Source organism: Nonomuraea rosea, from assembly GCF_039539705.1.
In the GTDB taxonomy this organism is placed as follows: domain Bacteria; phylum Actinomycetota; class Actinomycetes; order Streptosporangiales; family Streptosporangiaceae; genus Nonomuraea; species Nonomuraea rosea.
Map to the genome: position 1 here is coordinate 159,349 of NZ_BAABDQ010000001.1, position 24,365 is coordinate 183,713.

Sequence of the window (24,365 nt, forward strand, 5' to 3'; positions counted from 1 at the left end):
GACCGTTACGCTCGCGGTATGGATTCACGGCTGCGGTCGGTCGGAGTGCTCCTCGCGGGCGGCGTGGGGCAACGGGTCGGGCGCGACACGCCCAAGCAGCTCATCGAGGTCGCGGGCCGGACGATCATCGAACATTCGCTGGCCGTCTTCCAGGACGCGCCCGAGATCGACGAGATCGTGGTGCTGATGACGCCGGGGTTCGGCGACCGGGTGCGGGAGATCGTCGCGAAGGGCGGCTATGACAAGGTCGCCCAGGTCGTGGACGGGGGCGCGAGCCGTACCGAGAGCACTTGGCGGGCGTTGCGGGCGATCGGCGCGGCGGAGTGCAACGTGCTCCTCCACGACGCCGTACGCCCCCTCCTGGAGCCCCGGATCATCACCGAGTGTGTCAGGGCGCTGGAGACGCATGTGGCCGTCAACGTGGCGATCCCGAGCTCCGACACGGTGCTCGTGGCCGTCCCCGGAGCCGGCGGCGAGGTCATCGGCGAGGTCCTGGACCGGTCGCGGCTGCGGCGCAGCCAGACGCCGCAGTGCTTCCGGCTGTCGGTGATCCGCGAGGCGTACGAGCGGGCCATGGCCGACCCCGGCTTCGCCGGCCGGCCCGCCACGGACGACTGCGGCGTGGTGCTGCGTTACCTGCCGGAGGTGCCGATCCACCTCGTGCCGGGCAGCGAGCACAACATCAAGGTCACCCATCCCGCCGACCTGCACATCGCGGAGCGGCTCTTCCAGCTCGCCGCCCCCCGGCCGCCGGCCGCCGCCGCGGGCGCGCTCGACGGCAAGAGCGTGGTGGTCCTCGGCTCCTACGGCGCGGGGGCCGAGCTGGCCGGGCTGGCCGCCGCGCACGGAGCGCGGGTGCACGCCTTCTCCAGGGCCGACGGCGTGCGCGTGGAGGACGCGGGCTCGGTGGCGAAGGCGCTGGCCGGGGTGGGCGGCGTCGACCACGTGGTGAACGCGGCGGGCGTGAGCCACCTGGGCAGGCTCGCCGAGGTCTCCGACGAGAGCGTCGCCGACGTCGTGGGCATCGGCTTCCTGGGCGCTCTCAACGTGGCCCGCGCCGCCCATCCGCACCTGCGCGAGAGCCTGCTGCTGCACGTCCCGCCCGGCTCCGGCGCGCTGCACGCCTCGGCCGCGGGCGCGGTGGCCGGGCTGACCCGGACGCTGGCCGCCGAGTGGGCCGCCGACGGCATCAGGGTCAACTGCGTCAATACCACCGCGTCTGCGCACCTGGCCGCTCAGACCTCACTGGACATCCTCATCTCCGCTCTATCCGGGCACGTCATAGACGTGCGCCTGGACGCCCCTTGACCTGAAGCTTGTTACCGTGCGATCACATGGGGAGACTCATCGTGATCGCCGCCCTGCTCGGCTGCTACCCGGCACTGCTGGTGACGGCGCTCTGGCCGGCGCCGGCGCTGTTCGGGCTGATCGCCGCGGCCTCCTACGCCGTCGAATACGCCGCGCCGCGCGCCGGACGGCCGCTGCCCGACGTGCTCGGCAGGGTGCACCTCGGGCTCACGATGCGGTTCGCGGCCAGGGAGACCATGGCGCTGCTGCTGGTGGCGCGGACGGCCGGACCCGACTCGCCGTGGTTCGCCGCGCTGGCGGCCGGCCTGTTCGCGATCCACGTGGTGCGGGCGCTGCACACGGGCCTGGCCATGCGGCTCAAGCAGACGCTCAGCAGGATGCCGGTGACGACCCGCAACCTCGACGTCTCCGCGCTGCGCATCCCCAAGCTGCCGCCCGGATTCCTGCGCGACTCCAGGAGCGTGCGCTTCCTCTACCTGGACGCGCTGCCGGTGCTGGGCGCGGCGGTCGGCGTGCTGCCCGCGGCGCTCGGCGCGGGCCTGGCGGTGGCGCTCGGCGCGGCGGGCGCGCTCGCCCTCATCCCGTACGTACGGCGCGCCACCCCGCTCACCGACACCGCCAGGGTCCTGGAGGTCGTGGGCGAGCAGGTCAAGGCCTACCGGCCCGAGGTCATCCTGTACTTCTCCGGCGCCACGGCGGCCGCCTACCAGGCCAGGATGTGGCTGCCCACGCTCGAACGCATCAGCAGGCGCGCGATCGTCGTGCTGCGCGAGCGCGGCATGGCCACCCATCTGGAGTCGACCACGCTGCCGATCCTGTGCATCCCGTCGTCGGCCGACCTGATGAGCTTCCGCGCCCTGTCCAGCGCGAAGCTGTGCCTGTACGTCGCCAACGTCGGCAGGAACGTCCACATGCTGCGCATCCCGGCGCTGCGCAGCGCGTTCCTCAACCACGGCGACAGCGACAAGGAGGCCTCGTTCAACCCGTTCTCCCGGGTGTACGACGAGGTGTGGGTGGCCGGGCCGGCCGGACGTGACCGCTACCGCCGCGCCAAGGTGGGCGTCAGGGACGAGGACATCCACGAGGTCGGCCGGCCGCAGCTGGAGGGCATCTCGACGGAGGGGCCGGCGCTGCCGTACCGGACCGTCTTGTACGCCCCCACCTGGGAGGGCTGGAACGACGACCTGTTCCACACGTCGCTGATCACCATGGGCCCGCGCATCGTGCGCGCCCTGCTCGACCACCGGCCGGCGGTGCGCGTGATCTACAAGCCGCACCCGCTGACCGGCCACCGCGCCAAGGCCGCCGCCCGCGCGCACCGGAAGATCGTGGCCATGATCGAGGCGGTCGAGCTGGCCGAGTCGAAGGCCAGGCACCCGTCGAGCGCGCCCGCCGAGACCTCGCAGATCAGGCACCTGATCGTGACCGGTCCCGAGCCGCATCTCTACGACTGCTTCAACCAGTGCGACCTGCTGATCAGCGACATCTCCAGTGTGGTGACCGACTTCCTGGCCAGCGAGAAGCCGTACGCGGTGACGAACGTCGCGAGCCTGCCCGAGCGCGCCTTCCACGAGCGCTATCCGAGCGCCGAGGCGGGCGTGCTGCTCGGCGAGGACCTGGCCGGGCTCACGGAGCTCCTGGACGGAGAGGACACGCTGGCCCGAGCGAGGATCAAGCTGAGAAGCCACCTGCTCGGGCCGGAGTATCCGGATGCGCTGACCCGCTTCGACGCGGCGGTCGAGCGGGTCGTGTCAGGGTCTTAGCGTGGCGGCCTGGCCAGCTTCTTCGGGCTGGTGATGAAGCCCCAGCCCCAGGAGCAGTGCATGGCCGCGTACACGATGGGCAGCCGCAGCTTCGCCGCCGCGGTCAGCCCGCCGCCCGTCAGCGCCGAGCCCGCCACGATGGCCACGGCGTAGCCGCCGGGGATGATCAGGGCGAGCGGGAAGAACGGCGAGACGACCAGCCCGAGCAGCATCGCCAGCACGGCGGCGGGCGGCGCGAGGTAGCGCAGGTTGATCGTGCCCTCGTGGGTGCGCGAGACCACGCGCCGCCACCTGCCGTAGTGGAAATACTGCTTGGCCAGCGCCTTGACGTTGGGCCGCGGCCGGTAGGAGACCCGCATGCGCGGCTGGAACCAGACGAGGCCGCCGCTCTGGCGGATGCGGTGGTTCATCTCCCAGTCCTGGGCGCGCTGGAAGTGCTCGTCGTAGCCGCCCACCCGGTCGAGCGCCGAGCGCCGGAAGACGCCGAGATAGACGGTGTCGGCGGGACCAGGCGTGCCGCCCACGTGGAAGGCGGCGGCGCCCACGCCGATCTTGGAGGTCATGGCGCAGGCGACGGCCTGTTCGAAGGGCGTGATGCCCTCCGCCGCCATGATGCCGCCGACGTTGTCGGCACCGGTCTCCCCTAGCGTCTCGACCGCGACGCGCAGGTAGTCGGAGGGCAGCATGGCGTGCCCGTCGACCCTGGCGATGATGCCGTTGCGCGAGGCGGCGATCGCGGCGTTGAGCGCGTTGGGGGTGCGGCCCGTCGGGTTGGGCACCACGGTCACCCGGGGATCGGCCGCCGCGATGGCGTCGGCGACCTCCTGGGTTCGGTCTTGGGATGGACCCACGGCGAGGACGACTTCGATCTCGCCCGGGTAGCTCTGGGCGAGGACCTGGTCGACGGCCTCGCGTAGGTGCCGCTCCTCGTTGAGGACCGGCATGACGACGGAGATGGGGGGCCAGCCGCGCGTCTCCGCGGGCGCGTGCGGCGAGTCGGGGAACTGCTTCATGGCGGGGCTCACGCTACTGTACGACCAGGGGAGGAGGGCAATCGAAAGCCCGATCTTCCGGGGTGACAAAGGGGGACGGGATGAGCGACCCGGACGAGGAGGACGCCGGTGTACTCGTGGGCGGGGACGCCTACGGAGGCGTCAAACTCGCACCCGGCCCTGCCCGCAAGCCGCCGAAGAGGAGCGCGAAGGCCCGCCGCCGCAACGTGCTCCTGGCCGGCTTCCTGTCCGCCGGAGTCCTGGTCACGACCGGTGTGGTGTGGGCGACGCCGCGCCAGATCGGCACCGTCGACGCGGGTGTGACCGCCGCGTCGAGCAGCGGCGCCGAGAACATCCTGCTGGTCGGCGTCGACAAGCGCGACGACCTCAGCCGCCGCCAGCAGAATCAGCTCAAGCTCGGCCGCGAGTCCGGTCAGCGCACCGACACGATGATGGTGATCCATCTGTCGGAGGACCACAGGCAGGTCACCGTGGTGAGCCTGCCGCGCGACACCTGGACGACGGTTCCCGGCAAGGGCGATCACAAGATCAATTCGGCGTACCAGTTCGGCGGGCCCAAGCTCGCCAAGCAGACCGTCGAGGCGGCCACCGGGCTGCAGATCAACCGCTACATCGAGGTGAACATCCTCGGCTTCATCGACGTCGTCGACTCCCTCGGCGGCGTCACCGTCTGCACGCCGGTGCCGATCAACGACCCCAAGATCGCCCTCAACCTGCCCGCGGGCACCCATCAGCTCGCGGGCGTGCAGGCTCTCGGCTACGCCCGCACCCGGGCCACCGCCCGCTCCGACCTCGACCGCATCGACCGGCAGCAGCAGGTCATCTCGGCGCTGCTCAACCGCGCGCTGAGCGCCGACACGCTGGCCAACCCGGGCAAGCTGGCCTCGTTCGTCAACACGACGCTGAGCACGGTCAAGGTCGATCCCGACGACGGGCTGATCGGCCTGGCCACGCAGCTGCGGGACGTCTCGCTGGAGAACGTGCGCTTCGCCGAGGTCCCGCTGTCGAACGTCGACTTCAAGGCGCCCACGGGCGAGTCCGCGGTGCTGTGGGACAAGCAGGCGGCGCGCGACCTGTTCACCAAGATCGACGCGGACCAGGACCCGGCCAAGCCGACCCCGACGGCCACGGTCAAGCCGTCCGCCAAGCCGTCCGCGATCCCGCCCGAGCGCATCTCGCTCAAGGTCAAGAACGGCACGCTCGTCACGGGTCTCGGCGCGCGCACGAAGACGGCGCTGCAGGCGTACGGCTTCAAGGTCACCGGCGAGCCCGGCAACACCACCAAGAAGGACTACAAGAAGACCCTGGTGCGCTACGGCGGCGACAACGAGGCCGCGGCCCGCGTGGTGGCCGGCGCGATCCCCGGGGCCGAGCTGCGCAAGGCCGACCTTGAGGGCATCGAAGTGATCATCGGCAGCGACCAGCCGAAAATCCAGAAACACAAGTCCACTGGCACACCAACTGCGAAGCCCAGTGTTACACCAACGACCAAAACGGCAATGCAGAACATATGTAAGAAATAGACATATCTTTCTGCAGTTCGGGCAGGTGAGGCCCATGGTGGTCAGGTGTTGGCAGGAGGATCCTTGTACGGTCCTCCACGTCGTGGGTGACCTCGACGTGGCGGGCGCCCCGCGATTGCGAGCCGAGATCGACCAGGCGATCTCCGCCGCCGACCCGCTCAACCTGGTCGTCGACCTGAGCGAAGTCCCGTTCTGCGACTCCGTCGGACTCGGCGTGCTCGTGGCCACACTCAACTACGTCCACCACATGAACGGGCGCATGATCCTCGTGCTCGCGCCCGGCATGATCCGCCATCTGCTGGTCATCACGAATCTCGACCGGCACTTCGAGACCAGCGGATCACTCGTGGAGGCGCGCGCGGCCCTCGGCAGCGCCGCGTAAGTAGGCGGGCTTCAGGGATGGGAGGTGTGCGAGAACATGTTCATGTCATCGCGGGCACACCTCCTCACGGCACCATGACGTCGCGGGAGAGCCCCCTCACGTGTGGAGGCTTGCACGTTGTTCGAGCAGTTCCCCGAGCCCGCGCGCACCCAGCTCGCGTCCGCCTTCGACGAGGGCAGGACGCGGCCTGAATGGTGCTTCGCTGAGGGGCAGGCCCGACTCGCGTTCTGGGCGCCCTTCGCCGGCTCGGAGCCAGTGATCGTCTGGCAGTTCGACCCGGGTCACGACCCCGTCGCCGCCGCGGAGCTCCTGCGCCGCAGCCTGGCCACGATGGGGCTGACCAAGATAATCCACGACATCTCCCTCAAACCCGGCCTCACCCCCGTCGTCGATCGCGCCGTGGAGCACGAGGCGCTGACCCTGGCCGGGTTCGCCATGGAGGTCGAGCGGCTCAGACTCGAATGGGTGACGGGCACCGACCTCCCCGCCGACCCCGGCCGGCTCACCTACCGCCCCGCGCGCCGGATGGCGCCCGACGAGGTGCTCGACCTGCTCGTACGCATCTCGGAAGGCTCCCTCGACTACGACACGCAGATCGAGGTGGCCACGGCGGGCGCCGCGCACGAGGCCCGCTGGATGTACGACGACCTGGTCAACCGCAAGGGCAAGCCCGACTGGTTCGTGGTCGGCCACCTGGGCGACTCCCCCGTCGGCCTGGTGGCCCCCGACGACCACTCGATCGCCTACATCGGCGTCGTCCCCGAGCACCGCGGCCACGGCTACGTGGACGACCTCCTGGCCAGGGGCACCCGCACGCTGGCCGAGGCCGGGCTGGAGCGCATCGTCGCGGCCACCGACCTCGCCAACGTCCCGACGGCGAACGCGTTCCTGCGTGCTGGATACTCGGAGGTCGGCCGGCTGTATCGCTATTACTGGAGGACATCGTGAGACTTGGGGTCATGTTCGACAGGGACCTGCCGCCCGAGCAGCTGATCCCGTTCGCCAGGGAGCTCGACGAGACCACCGTCGACGACCTGTGGGTGGTGGAGGACCTGGGCTGGACCGGCGGCATCTCGGCCGCGGCCACCGCGCTCGCCGTCACCTCCCGGCTGCGCGTCGGCATCGGGATCACGCCCGCTCCCCTGCGCAACCCGATGCTGCTGGCGATGGAGCTGGCCAACCTGGCCCGCGTGCACCCCGGGCGGCTGGCGGCCGGCATCGGGCACGGCGTACAGGACTGGATGCGCCAGGTGGGCGTGGCCGCGTCGTCGCCGCTCGCGCTCCTGGAGGAGACGATCACGTCCGTACGCGCGCTGCTGCGCGGCGAGACGGTCACCCTCGACGGGAAGTCGGTCCGGCTGGACGGGGTCTCGCTGGTGCATCCGCCCGCCGAGCCGCCGCCCGTGCTGGCCGGGGTGAAGGGGCCGCGTTCGCTGGCGCTGTCCGGGCGCGTGGCGCAGGGCACGATCGTGCCCGAGGGCGTGGGGCCCGCGCAGGTGCCGGGGATCCTGGAGCAGATCGACGGCGGCCCTGAGCACGAGCTGGTGGTGTTCACCTACCTCCACACGGGCGACGGCGCCGCCGAGGCGACCGGGGCCATGGTGGCGGGGCAGGCCGAGTTCCTGGGGATCAGCCCTGACGAGGTGGTGATGGCCGCGGGGACGCCCGCGGAGGCCGCGGCTCAGGTGAAGGCGTTCTGGGCGGCCGGGGCGTACACGGTGGCCCTGCGGCCCCTGGGGGCGGACCCGCTGCGGCACGTGCACGCGGTCCTGTCGGCCCTGTAGATTTTTCGCGGCTCTGACCGAATGGTCGATGGTGGTCGGTCGGATGGCCGATGGCGGGCATTCCGCCCTCGGCCACGATCACTCTCATGAGGCGACCCATGAAGCGAGTCGTGGCACTCGCGGCGAGTGCGGCACTGGCGGCGACGGCCGGCTGCGGCGTGCGGCTGGAGGCCGAAGAGGTCAGCACCGCCCAGTCGTTCCCCTACACCGGGACCGAGCTGAAGATCAGCTCCTCGCTGGGCGGGGTCCGCGTCCTGCCCGGCAGCGGCGGCAAGGTCGAGGTGGAGCGGTGGGTACGCGGCAAGGCGGCCGACTCCCCCGCCTGGTCATTACGGGACGGAACGCTGCGGCTCAGCGCGAACTGCTCCATGGTCTTCGGCGACTGCGGCGCCCGCTACCACATCAAGGTGCCGCCGGGGGTGCGGCTGTCGATCGACGCGGCGGACGGCGTCATCCTCAAGGACCTCGGCCAGGACGTGGACGTGTCCAGCCGGGACCGCATCCAGGTGTCCGGCACCTCGGGACGGCTGCGGCTGCTCAGCGAGGGGCCGATCACCGGCGACGGGCTCACGTCCGCGAACGTCCGGTGCAGGACCGCCGACGGGGCGATCGACCTGACGTTCGCGGGCGCGCCGACGGGGCTCGACCTGCAGTCCCGGGAGGGACGGGTGACGGCTACCGTGCCGCCGGGGTCTTACGCGGTGACGGTCAGGAGCAAGGAGGGCGGCGAACGTTCTGAGATCAAGAACGACGCCGGGAGCAGCAGGACGATCGTGGCGCGCAGCACGTCCGGCGACATCCGGATCCTGGCCCGCAGACCGTGACGGCGGGGCGACCACCCTGCTTTCGTTTACTGCCAGATGGCGGCTTCCGCTTTACTGCCAGATGGCGGCGTACCTGCCGTTCTCGGCGTTCACCTGGACGGGCGCCAGGCCCTTGCTCTTGAGGTCGTCGAACCGCTTCTGGTAGCCGGAGCTGGACATGTCGACGTAGTGGGCCCAGGACTTGACCCCGTCCTTGCGCCAGATCGCCGAGTACGTGCCGTCCGGCGCCACGGCCACCCCGACCGGCCGGAAGCCCTGCTTCTTCTTGGCGTAGAAGTACTCCTCGTGCGCGTCCCGGGACTTGCCGTAGGAGTAGTACCAGGCCCCGCCCTTGTTGGCGGTCCACACGCCCACGTAGCGGATGTCGCCGGGGGTGCCGTACGCGTCGACCGAGGCCAGCGCGAGCCCCTTGGACACCGCCTCCTTGTTGAGCGCGGCGAACTTGTCCCCGGTGAGGTTCGACTTGGTGACGAAGCTTCCGCTCTTCTTCTGGAAGATGGCGGTGAACACGACCGAGTCGCCCGAGCCGGTGGCGGAGACGGAGATCGGCTGCGCCCCCTCCTTCAGCGCCGCGTCGAAGCGCTGCTGGAACGCCTCGGGCGACATGCCCTGCCAGATGCCCCACGCCGCCGACGAGCTGTCCTTGACCCAGACGGCCGCGTACCGCTCGCCGTCCGAAACGTTTACCGTGATCGGCCGATACCCCTGGCCCTTGAGCTGCTTGACCCGCGCCACGCTGTCGGAGGCACTGAGGTTGTGGTACGCGACCCAGGCCGGGGCTGTCTGGGCACTGGCCGCAGGCGCCACCGCCACCACCGGCGCTGCCGCTCCGGCCAGCACGGACGCGACAACTGCGATTTTCCTGGCGGTCAGCATGACCCTCCCATGCAGGTTTCTTTACTCGTTCAAGGGGTGAGGGACGACCCTAACAGCAATTACTGACTGTCCGCTGGCAGGCCGACGGGGGCGGAAAACGGCTGCTGAACGTTTCATTTCGTGGCCACCGAGGCAGTGGACATCCACCGGATCGGCGCCGAGGATGGGGCAGTCGAGTGATCGCCCTTGATCGCCCTTGATCGCCCTGGAGGCCGCATGAAGGCTCAGCAGCGCGGGCCGGTCCGGCGGGTGGCCGCGTCCGCCGCCGTCATCCTCGTCACCCTGGCCCTGGCCACCCCACCGGCGCAGGCCGGCGGCGATCCGGACACGGACACGAACGTCATCCGGAAGCCGCAGACCGCCGAGTGCCACTACGCCGACGCCTGACGGGCGCACTCAGCTTTCGAGCTCCCGCGCCTCTGGGGGCCAGAGTGGTCGCTCGCTCAGCCGACCTTCTCGAAGGGGGTCGGCACCTGGCCCGTCCAGCGGTAGAGCTGCGCGGCGCCGGTGTGCTTGGTGACGCCGCCTTCAGTGGTCGTCCCGGCCTTGGAGACGTAGTAGCGCCCGCCGCCGAGCGAGATCAGGCCGTACTCACCGGTGAACTCCCATCCCCTGACCCCCGTGGCGTCGTGCTGGAGGCCGCCCGGCGCCAGGGTGAGCAGCTTGCCCTGCTCAGGCTGGGGCTGCCCGACGAGGTCGCCCGTCTTGGGCCGCTCGGCGGCCGGCACCATGAAGAAGGAGTAGTTGGGGAACTGCGGCTTCTTGCCCTTGTAGACGGCCATCATCCAGTTGCCGGTGTGCTCGTCGTACTGGAGGTTCTGCACGCCGTAGGTGGTGTTGCCGGTGTAGGCGAAGTACTTGCCGTCCACCTGCTCGGGGCCGCTCTTGTGCGGGGCGCTCTCGGTGAGCGGCTTCTCGTACTTCTTCCACTGCTGGATGTCGTACTGAAGCAGGACCTGGTAGTCGTTGTCGGTCCGGTTGAGGTTGGAGTAGATGCCGTAGGCCACGGTCAGCTTCTGCTGGCCGTGCTTCCTGCCGAACTCGGGGCCGAAGGACACGCCGTCGATGCCGCTGCAGCCGTACCGGTGGTCGGGTGTGTTCGCGATGTTGCCGTCGAACTTGCCGTCGCCGTTCATGTCCGCGGCATAGTCGGCCACGACCTCCTTGAGGTAGACCGTCTTGACCACGTCGGTGGTCTGGGCGTCCATGTTCATGCTGGTGATGCGGTCGACGTCGAAGATCGCGATGTAGAAGGACTCCTGCTCCTTGTACTCAAGGGAGCCGTATATCCGGCCGTCCTTGGTGTTGAAGTCCAGGTCGCCGAGGTGCCCGGTGAAGCCCGTCACCGAGCCGACCGGATTGCCCTTGAGGTCCGTCTTGACCAGGACGTTGGTGAAGGAGAAGTACATGTACCCCTTGCGCTGGTCGATGGCGATGCCCTGGACGTGCCCTTCGGCCCAGGCGCCCCCGTTGACCTCGGTCGGGAACGGCTGCGGACGGTCGGCGGGGGCGGCTGCCGCAGGGGCGGAGAGCAGGCCGAAAGTCGTGGTGGCGGCGAGGGCCAGCGTCAGGAGGTTGCGCATGTTGCAGTACCTGTCTTCGGGTTTCTCGGGTTAAGGAACAGACCGAAACCAGACGCTATACCGATCAAGTGCCGATGTCTGACAGACGAGTGAACTAGCCGTGAAGAGCGACCAAACTACCCAGCCCGCCCAATACACCCCGCCGATTCGCTGTCACTCCTGCTGGCTAACCTCCGGTGCATGACAGTCCCGGGAATCATCCCGATCATGTACGAGCCCGGCTATCACACCGACACGATCGGCCACTGGGCGGGCGGGCAGTTCTTCGGCTCCGTCATCTCCGCCTTCCGCGAGGGCTACACCGCGACGGACGACTGGCTGTCGCACAAACGCTGGTACGCCGTCCTGCACACCTTCGACACCACCGGCCACCACCTCGGGTCCCGCATCGAGCACACCGGCACCGACGACCACCATCGGGCCGCCGTAGACGACGCACAGGCACGACTGGACCGCTGGCTCGACGAGCTCCCCGCTCGCCGCCTCGACGACATCGCCATCCGCCCATTCCGGCACCTGCACGACGGAGTGGTGTTCGGTCTCGTCATCGAGACCTTCGAGGGCGAGGACCACGCCGAGTTCTACCCGAACCGCATCGGCTTCTACGACCCGTGGGACGGCTCATACGACACCTGACCGCAGGGGGCTCACCCGCTGCCGGACACCAAGCGTTGCGCCCTGGCGGTGTCCATGAACTCGCGCACCCGATGGATCAACCCATCCCGCAGCACGAACACGAAACAGTAGTCGTTGCGGTACGCGTTCCCGTTGGCCAGCGTGGCCCGCATGCTCTCCTCCACCACGACCACATCGCCATCGGCATAGAACCCATGGAACTCCAACGCGACATCGGCGACGAACATGCGCCCGAAGTCGACCGTGAGGAAGCGGAGGATGGCGTCCCTCCCCACCATGTGATGCGTCACACCGAGCGTCACGGCGGTCGCATTCTCAGGTGGTGCCAGCCATTCCGCGTCCTCGGTGAAGAAGGTCGCGATCAGGTCTTTGTCCCGGGTCGAGAATGATCGCCACGCCTGTTTCACCAGCTCGCGATTCCGCTCAGAGCTCATGCCGAGCAGCTTAGACACCCGCCCGCTGAGAAACCGGCCACATCCGGACACGCCCACCGGCAGGCAGAGCCCGCGTCCTCCCTGGGCCCTCTTACGGCCATCACGGTGGCCGCCTGCGGGAAACAGTCGATAATGACCGAGGCCACGCGGGAGGGTGCTTGGGTTGCAGTCGTTCGGCAGCGATCGCCGGGCTACGCCTCAAGGCTGGCAGATGATCGCGCTGGTCTGAGGAAGCGACCCCCATCGGCCAAGGCACGCTACGCCGAGTACCGCGCCGCGAAGTCGGCGGAGACGAAGAGGGAGGACAGGTGATGAGCCCAGGACGCAACTGGCGTGAGGTCAAGGCGGAAGCACACCGGTTGTACCCCGAGATGGCCGACCCTCAGCGACAGGCCGTCGCCGATGCGCAGCTGGATGCCTACGTCGCCGGCCACCATCTGAAGGAACTGCGCAAGTCTGTCGGCAAGACGCAGTCCGAGGTAGCGGCTGCCCTTGAGATCTCACAAGCACGCGTCTCCCAGATCGAGAACGGTGATCTGGACTCGATGAAACTCGAGACCATCCGCGCCTACGCAGCTGCTCTCGGTGGCCATGTCGATGTGACGATCAGCGTCGGACCTCACTCGGTACGGGTCGCTTGACCGTGAGCCCAACCGTCGAATCGGTATGCGACATCCCACGCTCCTGGCGCCGCGACCGGCCGCAGAGCCACAGCGCGTCCAGCGACCGGCCCAACGCGCACAGACCGCCGCAGGCGGACTTCTACCCAGGTGCGGTGCCTACGCGACGACGCCGAGTCTCGGCGGAGCGAGTCCCCGCTGCACGACGGACTGGTGGCGATAGGCTGCCGTCTCATCATGCGGTCGCTCGCGCCCGTGGCTACCGGACGCGTCCTTCGAGTAGGGCCTGCCACATTTGCGTGCCCCTGTCGCATGCTCATGCGGTGGGTCTCCACGCCCTTCTCCGTCGCTGGGTCTGTGCGCCAGAGGAAGGCTTGGCCGCCCGTGGCGCGCAGCTCGTAGACGATGTCATCGCAGTGGCAGGTCCAGAGCAGCACCCCATGCCGTGGCTCATTCCGTGACTTGAGCCAGATCAGGCGCTTACAACCCGGCTGCGGTTCTGGGAGGTGGGGAGACAGGCAGTCGCTCATACTGCCCGGTCGGCGGGTGCGAAAGGGATGAGTGCCCACACAGTGCGGCCGGCGTGGTCGCCGTGGACGCCCCAGCGGGCGCTCAGCGTCTCCACGAGGTAGAGGCCGCGGCCGCTCTGGTCCTCGTCATCGGCCTCGCGCAGGTGTGGGGTGGTGGGGCTGCCTTCGTCGTGGACGGCGACGATCAGCAGGGTGCTGCCTGCGTGGAGGGTGACGCCGAATCGTCCGCCCGGTAGACCGCTGCGGGTGTGGCGGATGGCGTTGGTGGCGAGTTCGGAGACGACGAGTTGTGCGGTGTCGGCTTCGCAGCGGTCGCCGAGATAGCCAGCGATGAACTGGCGTGCCTCGCTGATCTGGGCCCTCGCGCCAGGAAAGCTGCGACACCACCGGTGGATCTCTGCGGAGCCGTTGAGTGCTGGGGACATCGCTATTTCCTCGCGTTCATGCAGGTCAAAGCACTGCGATCCGCCATCGGTACTTAAAGTACTAGTGCTATACTTCGAGTACAAGCGACTTGATGTACTTGCGCCGCACAAAAAGTACTGGTCGAGTAAAGAACCGGGATCCCCAGACACCGGCGGCAACCCAGGAGGGTGCACATGTTCGGACTAATGGTTCGATTCACCTGCAAGGACGAGGCGAGCACTACGGCGTTCGACACTCTCGTCGGTGAGACAATCGAGGCGATCCGCCGGCACGAGCCGGGAACGATCGTGTACGCCTCGCACCGGGTGGACGGTCAGCCGCTCCAGCGGATCTTCTACGAGCTGTACCGGGACCGGGACGCCTTCGACGCCCACGAGCGGACCGAGCACACCAGGCGCTTCCTGACGGCCCGGGAGGATCTGCTGGCCTCGGTGGAGGTCGACTGGCTGGATCTGCTGAGCGGGAAGGGCACGACGTCGTGAGCATGGAGTATCAGCGGGCGCTCGGACGGCGTATCGCCCAGGACCGTAAGCGGCGCGGTCTTTCGCAGGCCGAGCTGGCCCGGCTGGTGGATCGGTCGGTGGCGTGGATCTCGCAGGTGGAGCGGGGCGTGCGCAAAGTCGATCGCATGTCCGTGCTGGAGAAGGTCGCCGAGACACTGGGCCTGCCGCTGTCGGAACTGGCCGCCGAAGCGCCCGTGGTCGCCGCCACCAACGAGGAGATGCCGGGGGTGGCCGGGCTACGACTGGTGCTCTCCGGTGCCCACTCGCTGCAGGCCATGTTGCACGCCATGCCGGTGCCGGCCACCGACCAGCTCAAACCGCGAGCTGATCACGCCTGGGAGCTGACACACCAAAGCCGCTATGTCGAGCTGACCGACTTGCTGCGTGGCTTGGTGCCCACTTTGGAGAACGCAGTCCGGTCCGCGCCGGTTGAGCAACAGGCCGAGTTGTTCGAGCTGCTGGCGGTGACGTATCAGGCGTGTTCGGCGTCGCTGGCCAAACTCGGCGAGCCGGAGGCGGCGTGGATCGCGGCGGATCGGGCCATCGGCGCGGCTGAGCGGGCGGGCAACCCGTTGATGATGGCGGCCGGGGCGTTCCGGCTGGGCATCACGTTCCTAGGGGCGCGTCACTTCGATCAGGTGGAGGAAACGGCACGCACGGCTGCTGAGGCGCTGTGGTTCCTGACCGAGCAGGGCGGCGTGGAGGCAATGTCGCTGTGGGGCGGGCTGACCTTGCAGCGGGCGCTGGCTGCCTCGTGGCTCAATCAGGCCGATGTGGCGTACGAGCATCTGTCGCGAGCCCGTGAGATGGCGGCGCGGGTGGGCGAGGGGCGCAACGACTACAACACCGAGTTCGGGCCGGCCAATGTGGCTCTGCATGAGGTGGCCGTGGCGGTGGAGGTGGGCGACGCAGGGCATGCCCTGCGGGTCGGGGCCACGGTGGACACCTCGACGCTGTCGGCTGAGCGGCGGGCGCGGCTGGCCATCGACCTCGCGCGGGCGCACGCGCAGCGTCGTCAGGTGGATGAGGCGGTAGCGCAGCTTTTGGAGGCGGAAAGCATCACGCCTGAGCAGATCCGTAACCATCGGGTGGTGCGGCAGCTCGCGTCCGATCTGTTGTCGATGCAGGACCCGGCGTCGGCAGAGCTACGGGGACTGGCCGACCGAGTGGGGGCATAAACGTATGTGCAGAGCGTCTGGTTGCCGGCAGGCTTGAACAGCGCGCGCCGAACGTGCCACCGCTATCCGTCTGATCGGCCGTTCCGGGCTCGCCATTCTGCGTCTCATCAGCCTGCGGCGCCATCTGGGATGGGTTACTGCCGGCCAGTCCGGTAACCAGGCAACGGGTGTGCCCGAAGGCGCAGGGGTGCGCCGAAGGCGCCCCAATGAGAGCACCTGAGCCCCAGAACGCGAAGCGCTCCCGCGAAGGCCTTTGTGCGGGCCGAAGGCACGCCCCAGGAAGGCGCCCGAGCGGAGCGAGGACCGCTCGGGGCGGGATCCGCCAGGCAACCACCCAGACGGGCAACGAGTGGGTGTAGCCCAACCCACCTACTTCAGGAACTGCCGGGCATCACCATCCGCTGGATCTGGTTGGTGCCCTCGTCGATCTGGGTGATCTCCGATACTCTCCGTGGCCACCTGTAGAAACCTGTCGATCAAGAGCCTGAGCAGGGGTTACGGTTGCAACTGGCTCTCGTCGTTTCTCGCCACTCTCGGCCATCCCACTGAACGGCAGCGGAACAGGGCAGGAGGTTGCTTCATGGCGATCCCGAAGAAGGGTTCGCGGCTCATCACCGTCGACGGCACCATCTTCCGCTGGCGCGTCCGTCGTAAGCCCACGTACTGCCAGGGGAACAGTTGGGGCCCGATGACGTTCTCGGTGGAGCTAGCCGATGCGCCGGGTCGCGTACTCCTGGCGTCGCTTCCCTGCTCCCGGCCGGACGCGTGGTTGGGAGAGCGGACGATCGCCATTCGGCCGGCGCTTGTGACGGCGACCGTACGCATGGCGCTCGGTCACGGCTGGGGTCCGCGGCAAGCAGGCAACGCCTTCGACCTTGCACTCACCGATAGTGACCTGACCGAGTTGATGAACGGCCAGCCGCCTGCCTACGACGTCCCTTTCATGCGGGGATAATTCCCTCCGCGACCAGCACGACCGTCGCTTTTCATGCGGACCGATCCGCCTGCTCGGCTGATCACGATCACCGCGACATCGGGATGGGTTGCCGCCGGCCAGCCAGTAACCAGGCAACGGGTGGGCCCGATGGTGCCGAAGGCGCGGGGGTGCCAACGGCGCCGAGGCGCGGGAGGTGCGCCGAAGGCGCCTCAATGAGAGCGCCTGAGCTCCCAGTGCGCGAAGCGCCCCAAGCGAAGACCTTTGTGCGAGCCGAAGGCGCGGGGGTTGCCGATGGCGCCGAAGGTGCGTGGGTTGCGCCGAAGGCGCCTCAATGAGAGCGCCTGAGCCGCCAGCGCGAAGCGCCTCCCGCGAAGACCTTTGTGCGGGCCGTAGGCACGCCCAGGAAGGGTGCCCGAGCGGAGCGAGGACCGCTCGGGGTGGGATCCCGCCAGGCAACCACCCAGACGGGCGACGGGTGGGTGTAGTCAGGCCCACCTACTTCAGGAGCTGCCGGGCCATCACCATCCGCTGGATCTGGTTGGTGCCCTCGTAGATCTGGGTGATCTTGGCGTCTCGCATCATGCGCTCCACCGGGAAGTCCTTCGTGTAGCCGTACCCGCCCAGGAGTTGCACCGCGTCCGTGGTGATCTCCATGGCGGCGTCCGAGGCGGCGCACTTGGCGGCGCTCGACAGGAACGTCAGGTCCTTCTGCGGCTCGCCGTGCATCGCGAGCTCCGACTTCGCCGCCGCGTGGTACGTGAGCTGCCTGGCCGCCTCCAGCTTCATGGCCATGTCGGCGATCATGAACTGCAGGCCCTGGAAGTCGGCGATCGGGCGGCCGAACTGCTTGCGTTCCTTGACGTAGCCGATCGCGTAGTCGAGCGCGCCCTGCGCGATGCCCAGGGCCTGGGCGGCGATGGTGATGCGGGTGTGGTCGAGGGTGGCAAGGGCGGTCTTGAAGCCGGTGCCAGGGGCGCCGATCATGCGGTCGGCCGGGATCCGGACGTTGTCCAGGATCACCTGGCGGGTCGGCGAGCCCTTGATGCCGAGCTTGCGCTCCTTGGGGCCGAAGGAGACGCCCTCGTCCGACTTCTCCACGACGAAGGCGGAGATACCGCGCGGCCCGGCCGACGGGTCCGTGACGGCCATCAGCGTGTAGTACTCCGACACCCCGGCGTTGGTGATCCACATCTTGGTGCCGTTGAGGACGTAGAAGTCGCCGTCCGCCACCGCCTTCGTCTTCATCGCCGCCGCGTCGGAGCCCGCCTCCGGCTCCGACAGCGCGTACGAGAACATCCCGTCCCCCTTCGCCACCGGCCGCAGGTAGCGGGACTTCAGCTCCTCCGAGGCCGAGAGCAGGAGGGGGACGGTGCCCAGCTTGTTGACGGCGGGGATCAGGGAGGACGACGCGCAGGCGCGGGCCACCTCCTCGATGACGATCACCGTGGCCAGCGCGTCCGCCCCGGCGCCCCCGTACTGCTCAGGCACGTGTACGGCGTGCAGGTCGGCCGAGACGAGCGCCTTGTAGACGTCCCAGGAGAACTCCTCGTTCTCGTCGGCCGCCGCGGCATGCGGGGCGATCTTCTCGTCGGCCAGGGCACGGACGCTCTCCCGGAGCATGTCGTGCTCTTCGGCGGGCGCGTAAAGAGGGAAGCTCATGCGTCAGATCCTAGGACGTCCGACCATCTTGTTACCAGTCAGTACGGTTTGCGGGTAGGTGCAGGTGGCACGTAGGAGGTAGCGGAGGCCGGTAGCATGCCTGCGCGATCGAAAGGAGCTCCCTCGTGCCATATCGCCTCACGGTGATCGGGACCGGATACCTGGGCATCACGCACGCGGCGTGTATGGCCGATCTCGGATTCGACGTCCTGGGCCTCGATATCGACGCTGACAAGATCCACCGGCTGAACAACGGTGAGCTCCCCATCCACGAACCCGGCCTCGAACCGGTGCTCCGCCGCGGCCTCCAATCCGGCCGCCTCCGCTTCACGACCTCCTACGACGAGGTCGCCGCGTTCGGGGACGTGCACTTCGTCTGCGTGGGCACTCCGCAGAAACGCGGCGAGTATGCCGCAGACGTTACTTACATGGACAACGCCATCGAGGCCCTGGCACCGCGTCTCGATCGGGCGTGCCTGGTGGTGGGCAAGTCCACCGTGCCCGTCGGCACCGCCGAGCGGCTCTCCGACAAGCTCGCCCGGCTGGCTCCGGCCGGTGGCGATGCCGAGCTGGCGTGGAACCCGGAGTTCTTGCGGGAAGGGTTCGCCGTCGAAGACACCTTGCACCCCAACCGCATCGTCCTGGGCGTTCGCACCGAACGTGCGGAGAAGGTGCTGCGCGAGCTGTACGAGCCGCTGGGCGACGTTCCGTTCGTGGTGACGGATTTCGCCACGTCCGAGCTGGTCAAGACGGCGGCCAACGCCTTCCTCGCCACCAAGATCTCCTTCATCAACGCCATGGCCGAGGTCTGCGAGACCGCCCACGCCGACGTCAAGCAGCTCTCCGAGGCGCTGTCGTACGACGACAGGATCGGCGGCCGGTTCCTGAACGCCGGGCTCGGGTTCGGGGGCGGCTGCCTGCCGAAGGACATCAGGGCCTTCATGGCGCGGGCCGGGGAGCTGGGGGCCGATCAGGCGCTGACGTTCCTGCGCGAGGTGGACGCGATCAACATGCGCCGCCGGGCCCGCATGGTGGACCTGGCCAGGGAGCTGGCCGGCGGCTCGTTCCACGGCTGCACCGTGGGCGTGCTGGGGGCCGCGTTCAAGCCGAACTCGGACGACATTCGCGACTCCCCCGCCCTCGACGTCGCCGTGACCATCGGCCACCAAGGCGGACAGGTCACCGTCTACGACCCGATCGCGCTCGACAACGCTCGTAAGGCGCACCCTGAGCTGAACTATGGCGGATCGGCCGTCGAAGCGGTTCGAGGCGCGCATGTGGTTCTGCTGCTCACGGAGTGGCAGGAGTTCGTGCAGCTCGACCCGGAGCAGTTGGGGGGAGTGGTCGCCACCCGGCGCATCGTGGACGGGCGCAACGCGCTCAACGCGGAGACCTGGCGGGCGGCCGGCTGGCACTACCGGGCGCTGGGACGCCCGTAGCGTCCCGGGCTTGGCTCACCTCCCGTGGCGGGCCCACCGAGCCCGGCTCACCTTTCGTGGCGGGCCCACTGGGTGATCAAGGGGCGGTAGCCCTGGCGGGCCCAGAACGGGGTGGAGAGCGGGTTCGGAAGAGCGTGGTGCAGCGTCATCCACGTCACGCCCTGCGCCGCCGCGTACCCGTGCGCCACCGCCGCCAGCGCGGCGCTCACGCCCTGCCCCCGTACGTGCGGCTCCACGTACATGGCGCTCAGGTACGCCACCGGCCCCACGCTCACGGTCCTGGCCATCCAGGACGATCGGGCGGGCGGCTGGACGATGACGCACCCCACCGGCTCGCCGTCCAGCTCGGCGATCCAGCACCACTCCAGGGACAGCACCTCCGTGGCCAGGAACTCCCTGATCCGCGCCGACGTCGACGCCCGTACGGACACCCAGCCGAACTGCGCTTCGTACGCCAGCAGGCGCTCGTACATCCGCGCCACGCCAGCCAGATCGCCCTCGCCGGCCCGGCGGACGGACGGGGCGCTCACCGTGCGCTCCCGCAGCCGGCGAACCCCGGCCACGGCGATGGGCGCGAAACCGCGCACCGCCAGCGCGCGTACGGGGGCGGTGTCCCGGCTCGGCCAGGTCACCGCGAGCGCCTGCTCCGCCCACCGGTCGAGCCGCAGGCCCGCCGTCCACCGGTCGAGCAGGCCGCCGAGCGCGGCCTCCGGGTCGGGGCCGCTCACCCTGGCCTGGAGCCGGTGCACGAGCAACGGGGACCAGGAGGCTCGCATGCTGCCGGGATCGATCCGGTCGACGGTGGCCAGGCCGGCGGCGGCGCGGGTCTCGATCGGCGCGGCGTTCGGCTCCGCCAGCTCGTCCTGGCCCGCGACCAGTGGATCCGCGGCGCGTACGCGAGCGGCATGGTCCCTGATCACGTCGTCCATCCCGGAACCCTAGCCCCCGGAACGCCCCGCGAAGAAGGCCCCAGAGGCCAGCGACGGGGTTGCCATCCCAGTCCCGGCCCCAGTCCCGGTCCCTGAGCCCGGCCAAGGCTCAGGGACGGCGAAAGCTCAGGTGACGGTCGCGGCTCAGGAACGGCCGAAGCTCAGGTGATGGTGGCGGCTCAGGAACAGCCGAAGCCCAGGAACGGCGAAAGCTCAGGTGACGGTGGCGGTTCAGGGACGGCCGAAGCTCAGGTAAGCCAGAGGCTCAGAGCCCGGCGGCCTCGGCGCGTAGTTTCTCGCCCTTGGCGTAAGCCTGCTCCTTCAACCGCACCTGGAACTCCTCCATCCGCTCCCGCAGCCCAGCATCGGCAGCCGCCAGGATGCGCACGGCCAGCAACCCGGCGTTACGAGCCCCGCCCACCGCCACCGTCGCCACCGGCACCCCGGCCGGCATCTGGACGATCGACAGCAAGGAGTCCATCCCGTCGAGGTATTTCAGCGGCACCGGCACCCCGATCACCGGCAGCGGCGTGACGGAGGCCAGCATGCCGGGCAGGTGGGCCGCACCGCCGGCGCCCGCGATGATTACCTGGAGGCCCCGGGAAGCGGCCTGACGACCGTAGTCGATCATCTCGACCGGCATCCGGTGCGCGGACACGACGTCGGCCTCGAACGGCACCCCGAACTCCGCGACAGCCTCCGCCGCGGCCTTCATGACCGGCCAGTCGGAGTCGCTGCCCATCACGATGCCCACGCGAGCGGGAGTCTCGGTCATGTGTATTCCCCGGTGGTGAGGTAGACGGCGGCGTGGCGGGCGCGGGCCCGCACGGTCTCCAGGTCGGCGCCGAGGGCGGTCACGTGGCCGATCTTGCGGCCAGAACGCACCTCCTTGCCGTAGAAGTGCAGCTTGATGCCCGGATCGTGGGCCAGCACGTGCTCGTAGCGCTTGAACAGGTCGGGGTCGTCGCCCCCGAGCAGATTGGCCATGACGACGACGGGGGCGGTCGTCGCGGGCGAGCCGAGCGGCAGGTCGAGCACCGCCCTCAGATGCTGCTCGAACTGCGAGGTCGTCGAGCCCTCGATCGTCCAGTGGCCGCTGTTGTGCGGGCGCATGGCCAGCTCGTTGACCACGAACCCGGCCGCCGTCTCGAACATCTCCACCGCCAGCAGCCCGGTCACCCCGAGCTCGTGGGCGATCTGCAGCGCGATGCGCTGAGCCTCGGCGGCCTTCTCCGGGTCGAGCCCGGGAGCGGGCGCGAGGACCTCGACGCAGATGCCGTCCTGCTGCACGGTCTCGACGACCGGGTAGCTGACGCCCTGCCCGTGCGGCGAGCGGGCCACCAGCACCGCCAGCTCCCGCTCGAACGGCACGAACGCCTCGGCCATCAGCTCGACGCCGGTCCCGAACGCCTCCGCGACGTCCGCCGCCGTCCGGCACACCCACACGCCGCGGCCGTCGTAGCCGCCGCGCACCGCCTTCAGCACCATCGGCCAGCCGTGCTCGTCGCCGAAACCCGTGGCGTCGTCGACCGAGGACAGCCGCGACCAGGCCGGGCAGGGCACGCCGATCGCGGTCAGCCGCTCGCGCATGATCGCTTTGTCCTGGGCGTGCACGAGCGCGTCCGCTCCGGGGTGCACGACGTAGCCGTTGGCGGCCAGCGACCGGATGTGCTCGGTCGGCACGTGCTCGTGGTCGAACGTGATCGCGTCGCATCCCTTGGCGAAATCGCGGAGGTCGCCAAGATCGCGGTAGTCTCCGATGCGCGTGTCGACGATCACTCGCGCGGCGCTCTCGTCAGGAGAGTTGGCCAGCACCCGGAGCTCGACGCCGAGCGCGATGGCGGGCGGCTGCGACATCCTGGCCAGCTGGCCCGCGCCGACGATGCCGACGACCGGTCCGATGGGGCTGTAAGAACTCACGCCAGGTGAGCTTACCGGGACGCACCGACTTGCCCTGACGGGGACAGGCCGTAGGGGCGTCGCGTGGGAGCGTGGGAGCGCCGCAGCGGCGTCGCCTGGGAGCGTGGGAGCGCCGTAGCGGCGTCGTGTGGGGGCTGGGCGGCCGTTCCGGGTTGCCGTGCAGGCACGACCGCCCAGCGGTAGGGCGCGATCTGCACCGCAGCGTAAACCCCGCCCCTCCGGAATGCCGGTCATAGGACGATATTTCTAAAGATGTTCTTTGCGCGGTATGTTCATCTGTCTGACGCCGAAGCCACATCGTGGCCGGTACGCTGGTTGGGCAAGCGCGACTACGGAGAGGACCGAGCAGAGACGTGGACTTCGTTAAGCGCCTCTACGAGCGGTTCGAGTCTCTCGTACACGAGCTGGCCAAGTTCGGCAGCATCGGCGCCATCGCCTTCGTCATCGACACCGGCCTCTACAACGTCTTCCTGCTGGGGCTGGAGTGGGGGCCGCTCACGTCGAAGGTCCTGGCCACCACGATCTCGGCGACCTTCGCCTACGCGGGCAACCGCTACTGGACCTTCCGCCATCGCGAGCAGAGCGGTCTGGGGCGCGAATACTTCCTGTTCTTCCTGCTCAACGGCATCGCCCTGTTGTTCGGGCTGCTGATGATCGGCTTTGCCAAATACACGCTCCACCTGCACGACGGCCTGAGCCTCAACATCGCCAACTTCGTCGGAGTGGGGCTCGGCACCCTCTTCCGATACTGGTCGTACAAGAAGTGGGTGTTCCTGGAGGCCACCGAGCCCATTCCGGTGGAGCTGCCCGAATCCGGGATCAAGCAGGACCGCTGACCACCCGGTTCCTGCCGTCCTCCTCCGCGGGACGCAGGAAGATGGCGAACGTCGCCGGCCTCCGGCGTACCAGCTCCAGTCTGCCGCCGTCGGCGGCGGCCAGCGCGCGGGCGAGGGTCAGCCCGAGCCCGGTGCCTCCGCCCCCGCTCACGTTCCGCTCGAAGATCTTGGGTGCGATCTCGTCGGCGATGCCCGGACCCTCGTCCGAGACCTCGATCACGATGTAGTTGTCACCGCTGGTGGTGGTGACGCTCACGGCGCCGCCGCCGTGGCGCAGCGAGTTTTCCAGCAGGGACGCGATGACCTGGCCGAAGCCGCCGGTGGTGGCCAGCGCCTTCAGGCCGCGGGAGCCTTCGAGCTGGAGGGCACGGCCCGCGTCGCGGAAGACCGGCTCCCACTCGGTGATCTGCTGGATGAGGACCTCGTCGATGGCGACCGGCTCGGCCTGGGCATGGCGCTGGCGGCGGGCCGCGGCCAGCAGCTCGTCGATCACCGCGGTGAGCCGCTCGGCCTGCACGATCGCCGCCTCGCCCTCCTCGCGTACGACGTCCGGCTCGTCCGAGGCGGCGACGATCTCCTCCAGGCGCATCGTGAGGCCGGTCAAGGGGGTGCGAAGCTGATGGGAGGCGTCGGTGGCGAACTCGCGTTCGCGGGTGAGCAGGTCGGAGATGCGGGTGGCGCTGCGGTCGAGCACCTGGGCCACCCGGTCGAGCTCCGGGATCCCGTAACGGTGCTTGCTCGGCCGCGCGTCGCCCGAGCCCAGCCGGTCGGCGATCTTCGCCAGGTCCTGCAGGGGCAGCGTCAGCCGGCGTGACTGCACGACGGCCAGGCTCACGGCCACCGCCAGGGCGGCCACGGCCAGCGCCACGATGAGCAGGAGCCGGGCGCGTACGTCTCGCTCGACCTGGTCGCGGTCACGACTTATCCGGACGTAGACGCCGGTGTTGGTCTGGGCGTCCTCGGTCATCAGGTGACCCGACGCCGGGGGGGTTCCGACGACGGTCACCCTCAGAGGGGTTCCGCGTTCCCAGATCTGGATGTACCGGCCCGGGTATTTCTGCTCCAGTTGCTGGGGGTCGAGCGGCGTCTCCTGGACGCGGGCGTACTCCACCTCTCCCACGAGACGCTTGGCTTCCGCTCCGAGCTCCTGAGCCGCCTCATCGACGATCAGGCGGCTGACGACGACGCCCAGGGGGACCCCCAGCAGCAGGACCGCGATGACCGCGACGACCAGGGTGGAGGAGAGCAGTCGGCGGCGCATC

General features: G+C 69.2%; 25 protein-coding genes. 15 read left to right on the forward strand and 10 right to left on the reverse strand.

Annotated elements, in window-relative coordinates:
- The first annotated feature begins 18 nt into the window (after nucleotides 1–18).
- Entirely contained in the window at nucleotides 19–1,308 is a 1,290-nt protein-coding gene (locus ABEA43_RS00730) for an SDR family NAD(P)-dependent oxidoreductase (protein WP_345557521.1), read from the forward strand.
- Between the two features lie 26 nt (nucleotides 1,309–1,334).
- Complete coding sequence (locus ABEA43_RS00735; RefSeq protein WP_345557523.1) at nucleotides 1,335–3,071, forward strand: CDP-glycerol glycerophosphotransferase family protein; 1,737 nt, start codon at nucleotides 1,335–1,337, stop codon at nucleotides 3,069–3,071.
- Here ABEA43_RS00735 and ABEA43_RS00740 read toward each other — a convergent pair.
- Nucleotides 3,068–4,084, reverse strand: a complete 1,017-nt coding sequence (locus ABEA43_RS00740) for a glycosyltransferase family 2 protein (protein WP_345557525.1) — start codon at nucleotides 4,082–4,084, stop codon at nucleotides 3,068–3,070. The two genes, ABEA43_RS00735 and ABEA43_RS00740, sit on opposite strands and share 4 nt — an antisense overlap.
- Before the next feature lie 80 nt (nucleotides 4,085–4,164).
- Here ABEA43_RS00740 and ABEA43_RS00745 point away from each other — a divergent pair, with 80 nt between their 5' ends.
- The 5 genes from ABEA43_RS00745 (at nucleotide 4,165) to ABEA43_RS00765 (ending at nucleotide 8,597) form a co-directional block, all read left to right on the forward strand.
- The gene (locus ABEA43_RS00745; protein ID WP_345557527.1) at nucleotides 4,165–5,607 is read left to right on the forward strand and encodes an LCP family protein; all 1,443 of its coding nucleotides are present in this window, start codon (nucleotides 4,165–4,167) and stop codon (nucleotides 5,605–5,607) included.
- Nucleotides 5,608–5,641: 34 nt separating this feature from the next.
- Complete coding sequence (locus ABEA43_RS00750; protein ID WP_345557529.1) at nucleotides 5,642–5,989, forward strand: STAS domain-containing protein; 348 nt, start codon at nucleotides 5,642–5,644, stop codon at nucleotides 5,987–5,989.
- A 117-nt stretch (nucleotides 5,990–6,106) separates the two neighbouring features.
- Nucleotides 6,107–6,937, forward strand: coding sequence for a GNAT family N-acetyltransferase (locus ABEA43_RS00755; protein WP_345557531.1), 831 nt, complete (start codon nucleotides 6,107–6,109; stop codon nucleotides 6,935–6,937).
- Nucleotides 6,934–7,773 (forward strand): LLM class flavin-dependent oxidoreductase, encoded by an 840-nt coding sequence (locus ABEA43_RS00760; protein ID WP_345557533.1) that lies wholly within the window; start codon nucleotides 6,934–6,936, stop codon nucleotides 7,771–7,773. The genes ABEA43_RS00755 and ABEA43_RS00760 overlap by 4 nt, the downstream gene beginning before the upstream one ends.
- A gap of 86 nt (nucleotides 7,774–7,859) precedes the next feature.
- Nucleotides 7,860–8,597, forward strand: coding sequence for a DUF4097 family beta strand repeat-containing protein (locus ABEA43_RS00765; RefSeq protein ID WP_345557535.1), 738 nt, complete (start codon nucleotides 7,860–7,862; stop codon nucleotides 8,595–8,597).
- A gap of 51 nt (nucleotides 8,598–8,648) precedes the next feature.
- On the opposite strand, the gene ABEA43_RS00770 is transcribed toward ABEA43_RS00765, so the two are convergent.
- Entirely contained in the window at nucleotides 8,649–9,473 is an 825-nt protein-coding gene (locus ABEA43_RS00770; RefSeq protein ID WP_345557536.1) for a hypothetical protein, read from the reverse strand.
- A gap of 216 nt (nucleotides 9,474–9,689) precedes the next feature.
- On the opposite strand from ABEA43_RS00770, the gene ABEA43_RS00775 reads away from it, so the two are divergent.
- The gene (locus ABEA43_RS00775) at nucleotides 9,690–9,860 is read left to right on the forward strand and encodes a hypothetical protein (RefSeq protein ID WP_345557537.1); all 171 of its coding nucleotides are present in this window, start codon (nucleotides 9,690–9,692) and stop codon (nucleotides 9,858–9,860) included.
- A 56-nt stretch (nucleotides 9,861–9,916) separates the two neighbouring features.
- Here the strand turns inward: ABEA43_RS00775 and ABEA43_RS00780 are convergent, their stop codons facing one another.
- On the reverse strand, nucleotides 9,917–11,056 hold the full coding sequence (locus tag ABEA43_RS00780; RefSeq protein WP_345557538.1) for a hypothetical protein: 1,140 nt from the start codon (nucleotides 11,054–11,056) through the stop codon (nucleotides 9,917–9,919).
- 180 nt (nucleotides 11,057–11,236) lie between these two features.
- Here ABEA43_RS00780 and ABEA43_RS00785 point away from each other — a divergent pair, with 180 nt between their 5' ends.
- Nucleotides 11,237–11,692 carry a hypothetical protein gene (locus ABEA43_RS00785; RefSeq protein WP_345557540.1) on the forward strand — a complete coding sequence of 152 codons (456 nt, stop codon included), beginning with the start codon at nucleotides 11,237–11,239 and terminating at the stop codon, nucleotides 11,690–11,692.
- A gap of 11 nt (nucleotides 11,693–11,703) precedes the next feature.
- On the opposite strand, the gene ABEA43_RS00790 is transcribed toward ABEA43_RS00785, so the two are convergent.
- On the reverse strand, nucleotides 11,704–12,126 hold the full coding sequence (locus tag ABEA43_RS00790) for a nuclear transport factor 2 family protein (RefSeq protein WP_345557541.1): 423 nt from the start codon (nucleotides 12,124–12,126) through the stop codon (nucleotides 11,704–11,706).
- Between the two features lie 311 nt (nucleotides 12,127–12,437).
- Here ABEA43_RS00790 and ABEA43_RS00795 point away from each other — a divergent pair, with 311 nt between their 5' ends.
- Entirely contained in the window at nucleotides 12,438–12,767 is a 330-nt protein-coding gene (locus ABEA43_RS00795; RefSeq protein ID WP_345557543.1) for a helix-turn-helix domain-containing protein, read from the forward strand.
- A gap of 505 nt (nucleotides 12,768–13,272) precedes the next feature.
- Here ABEA43_RS00795 and ABEA43_RS00800 read toward each other — a convergent pair.
- Complete coding sequence (locus ABEA43_RS00800) at nucleotides 13,273–13,701, reverse strand: ATP-binding protein (RefSeq protein ID WP_345557545.1); 429 nt, start codon at nucleotides 13,699–13,701, stop codon at nucleotides 13,273–13,275.
- Between the two features lie 186 nt (nucleotides 13,702–13,887).
- On the opposite strand from ABEA43_RS00800, the gene ABEA43_RS00805 reads away from it, so the two are divergent.
- The 3 genes from ABEA43_RS00805 to ABEA43_RS00815 all read left to right on the forward strand — a co-directional run bounded on the left by ABEA43_RS00805 (nucleotide 13,888) and on the right by ABEA43_RS00815 (nucleotide 16,338).
- Nucleotides 13,888–14,184 carry a putative quinol monooxygenase gene (locus ABEA43_RS00805; RefSeq protein ID WP_345557547.1) on the forward strand — a complete coding sequence of 99 codons (297 nt, stop codon included), beginning with the start codon at nucleotides 13,888–13,890 and terminating at the stop codon, nucleotides 14,182–14,184.
- A gap of 2 nt (nucleotides 14,185–14,186) precedes the next feature.
- Nucleotides 14,187–15,383, forward strand: coding sequence for a helix-turn-helix domain-containing protein (locus ABEA43_RS00810; protein ID WP_345558758.1), 1,197 nt, complete (start codon nucleotides 14,187–14,189; stop codon nucleotides 15,381–15,383).
- A 580-nt stretch (nucleotides 15,384–15,963) separates the two neighbouring features.
- Nucleotides 15,964–16,338: a hypothetical protein gene (locus ABEA43_RS00815; protein WP_345557548.1), complete on the forward strand. Its 375-nt coding sequence runs from the start codon at nucleotides 15,964–15,966 to the stop codon at nucleotides 16,336–16,338.
- Between the two features lie 477 nt (nucleotides 16,339–16,815).
- Here ABEA43_RS00815 and ABEA43_RS00820 read toward each other — a convergent pair whose 3' ends face one another.
- On the reverse strand, nucleotides 16,816–17,979 hold the full coding sequence (locus ABEA43_RS00820; RefSeq protein WP_345557550.1) for an acyl-CoA dehydrogenase family protein: 1,164 nt from the start codon (nucleotides 17,977–17,979) through the stop codon (nucleotides 16,816–16,818).
- A 125-nt stretch (nucleotides 17,980–18,104) separates the two neighbouring features.
- Between ABEA43_RS00820 and ABEA43_RS00825 the strand changes: the two genes are divergently transcribed.
- Nucleotides 18,105–19,418, forward strand: coding sequence for a UDP-glucose dehydrogenase family protein (locus ABEA43_RS00825; protein ID WP_345557552.1), 1,314 nt, complete (start codon nucleotides 18,105–18,107; stop codon nucleotides 19,416–19,418).
- A 47-nt stretch (nucleotides 19,419–19,465) separates the two neighbouring features.
- Here the strand turns inward: ABEA43_RS00825 and ABEA43_RS00830 are convergent, their stop codons facing one another.
- From ABEA43_RS00830 to ABEA43_RS00840, 3 genes are all read right to left on the reverse strand, one after another.
- Nucleotides 19,466–20,347, reverse strand: coding sequence for a GNAT family N-acetyltransferase (locus ABEA43_RS00830; RefSeq protein WP_345557553.1), 882 nt, complete (start codon nucleotides 20,345–20,347; stop codon nucleotides 19,466–19,468).
- A gap of 265 nt (nucleotides 20,348–20,612) precedes the next feature.
- Nucleotides 20,613–21,122 carry a 5-(carboxyamino)imidazole ribonucleotide mutase gene (purE, locus tag ABEA43_RS00835; protein ID WP_345557555.1) on the reverse strand — a complete coding sequence of 170 codons (510 nt, stop codon included), beginning with the start codon at nucleotides 21,120–21,122 and terminating at the stop codon, nucleotides 20,613–20,615.
- Nucleotides 21,119–22,267 carry a 5-(carboxyamino)imidazole ribonucleotide synthase gene (locus ABEA43_RS00840; RefSeq protein ID WP_345557557.1) on the reverse strand — a complete coding sequence of 383 codons (1,149 nt, stop codon included), beginning with the start codon at nucleotides 22,265–22,267 and terminating at the stop codon, nucleotides 21,119–21,121. Before ABEA43_RS00840 ends, purE begins: the two co-directional genes overlap by 4 nt.
- A 353-nt stretch (nucleotides 22,268–22,620) precedes the next feature.
- On the opposite strand from ABEA43_RS00840, the gene ABEA43_RS00845 reads away from it, so the two are divergent.
- Nucleotides 22,621–23,103 (forward strand): GtrA family protein, encoded by a 483-nt coding sequence (locus ABEA43_RS00845; RefSeq protein WP_345557558.1) that lies wholly within the window; start codon nucleotides 22,621–22,623, stop codon nucleotides 23,101–23,103.
- Here ABEA43_RS00845 and ABEA43_RS00850 read toward each other — a convergent pair.
- Nucleotides 23,087–24,364 (reverse strand): ATP-binding protein, encoded by a 1,278-nt coding sequence (locus ABEA43_RS00850; RefSeq protein ID WP_345557561.1) that lies wholly within the window; start codon nucleotides 24,362–24,364, stop codon nucleotides 23,087–23,089. The genes ABEA43_RS00845 and ABEA43_RS00850 overlap by 17 nt on opposite strands.
- Nucleotide 24,365: the final 1 nt, after the last annotated feature.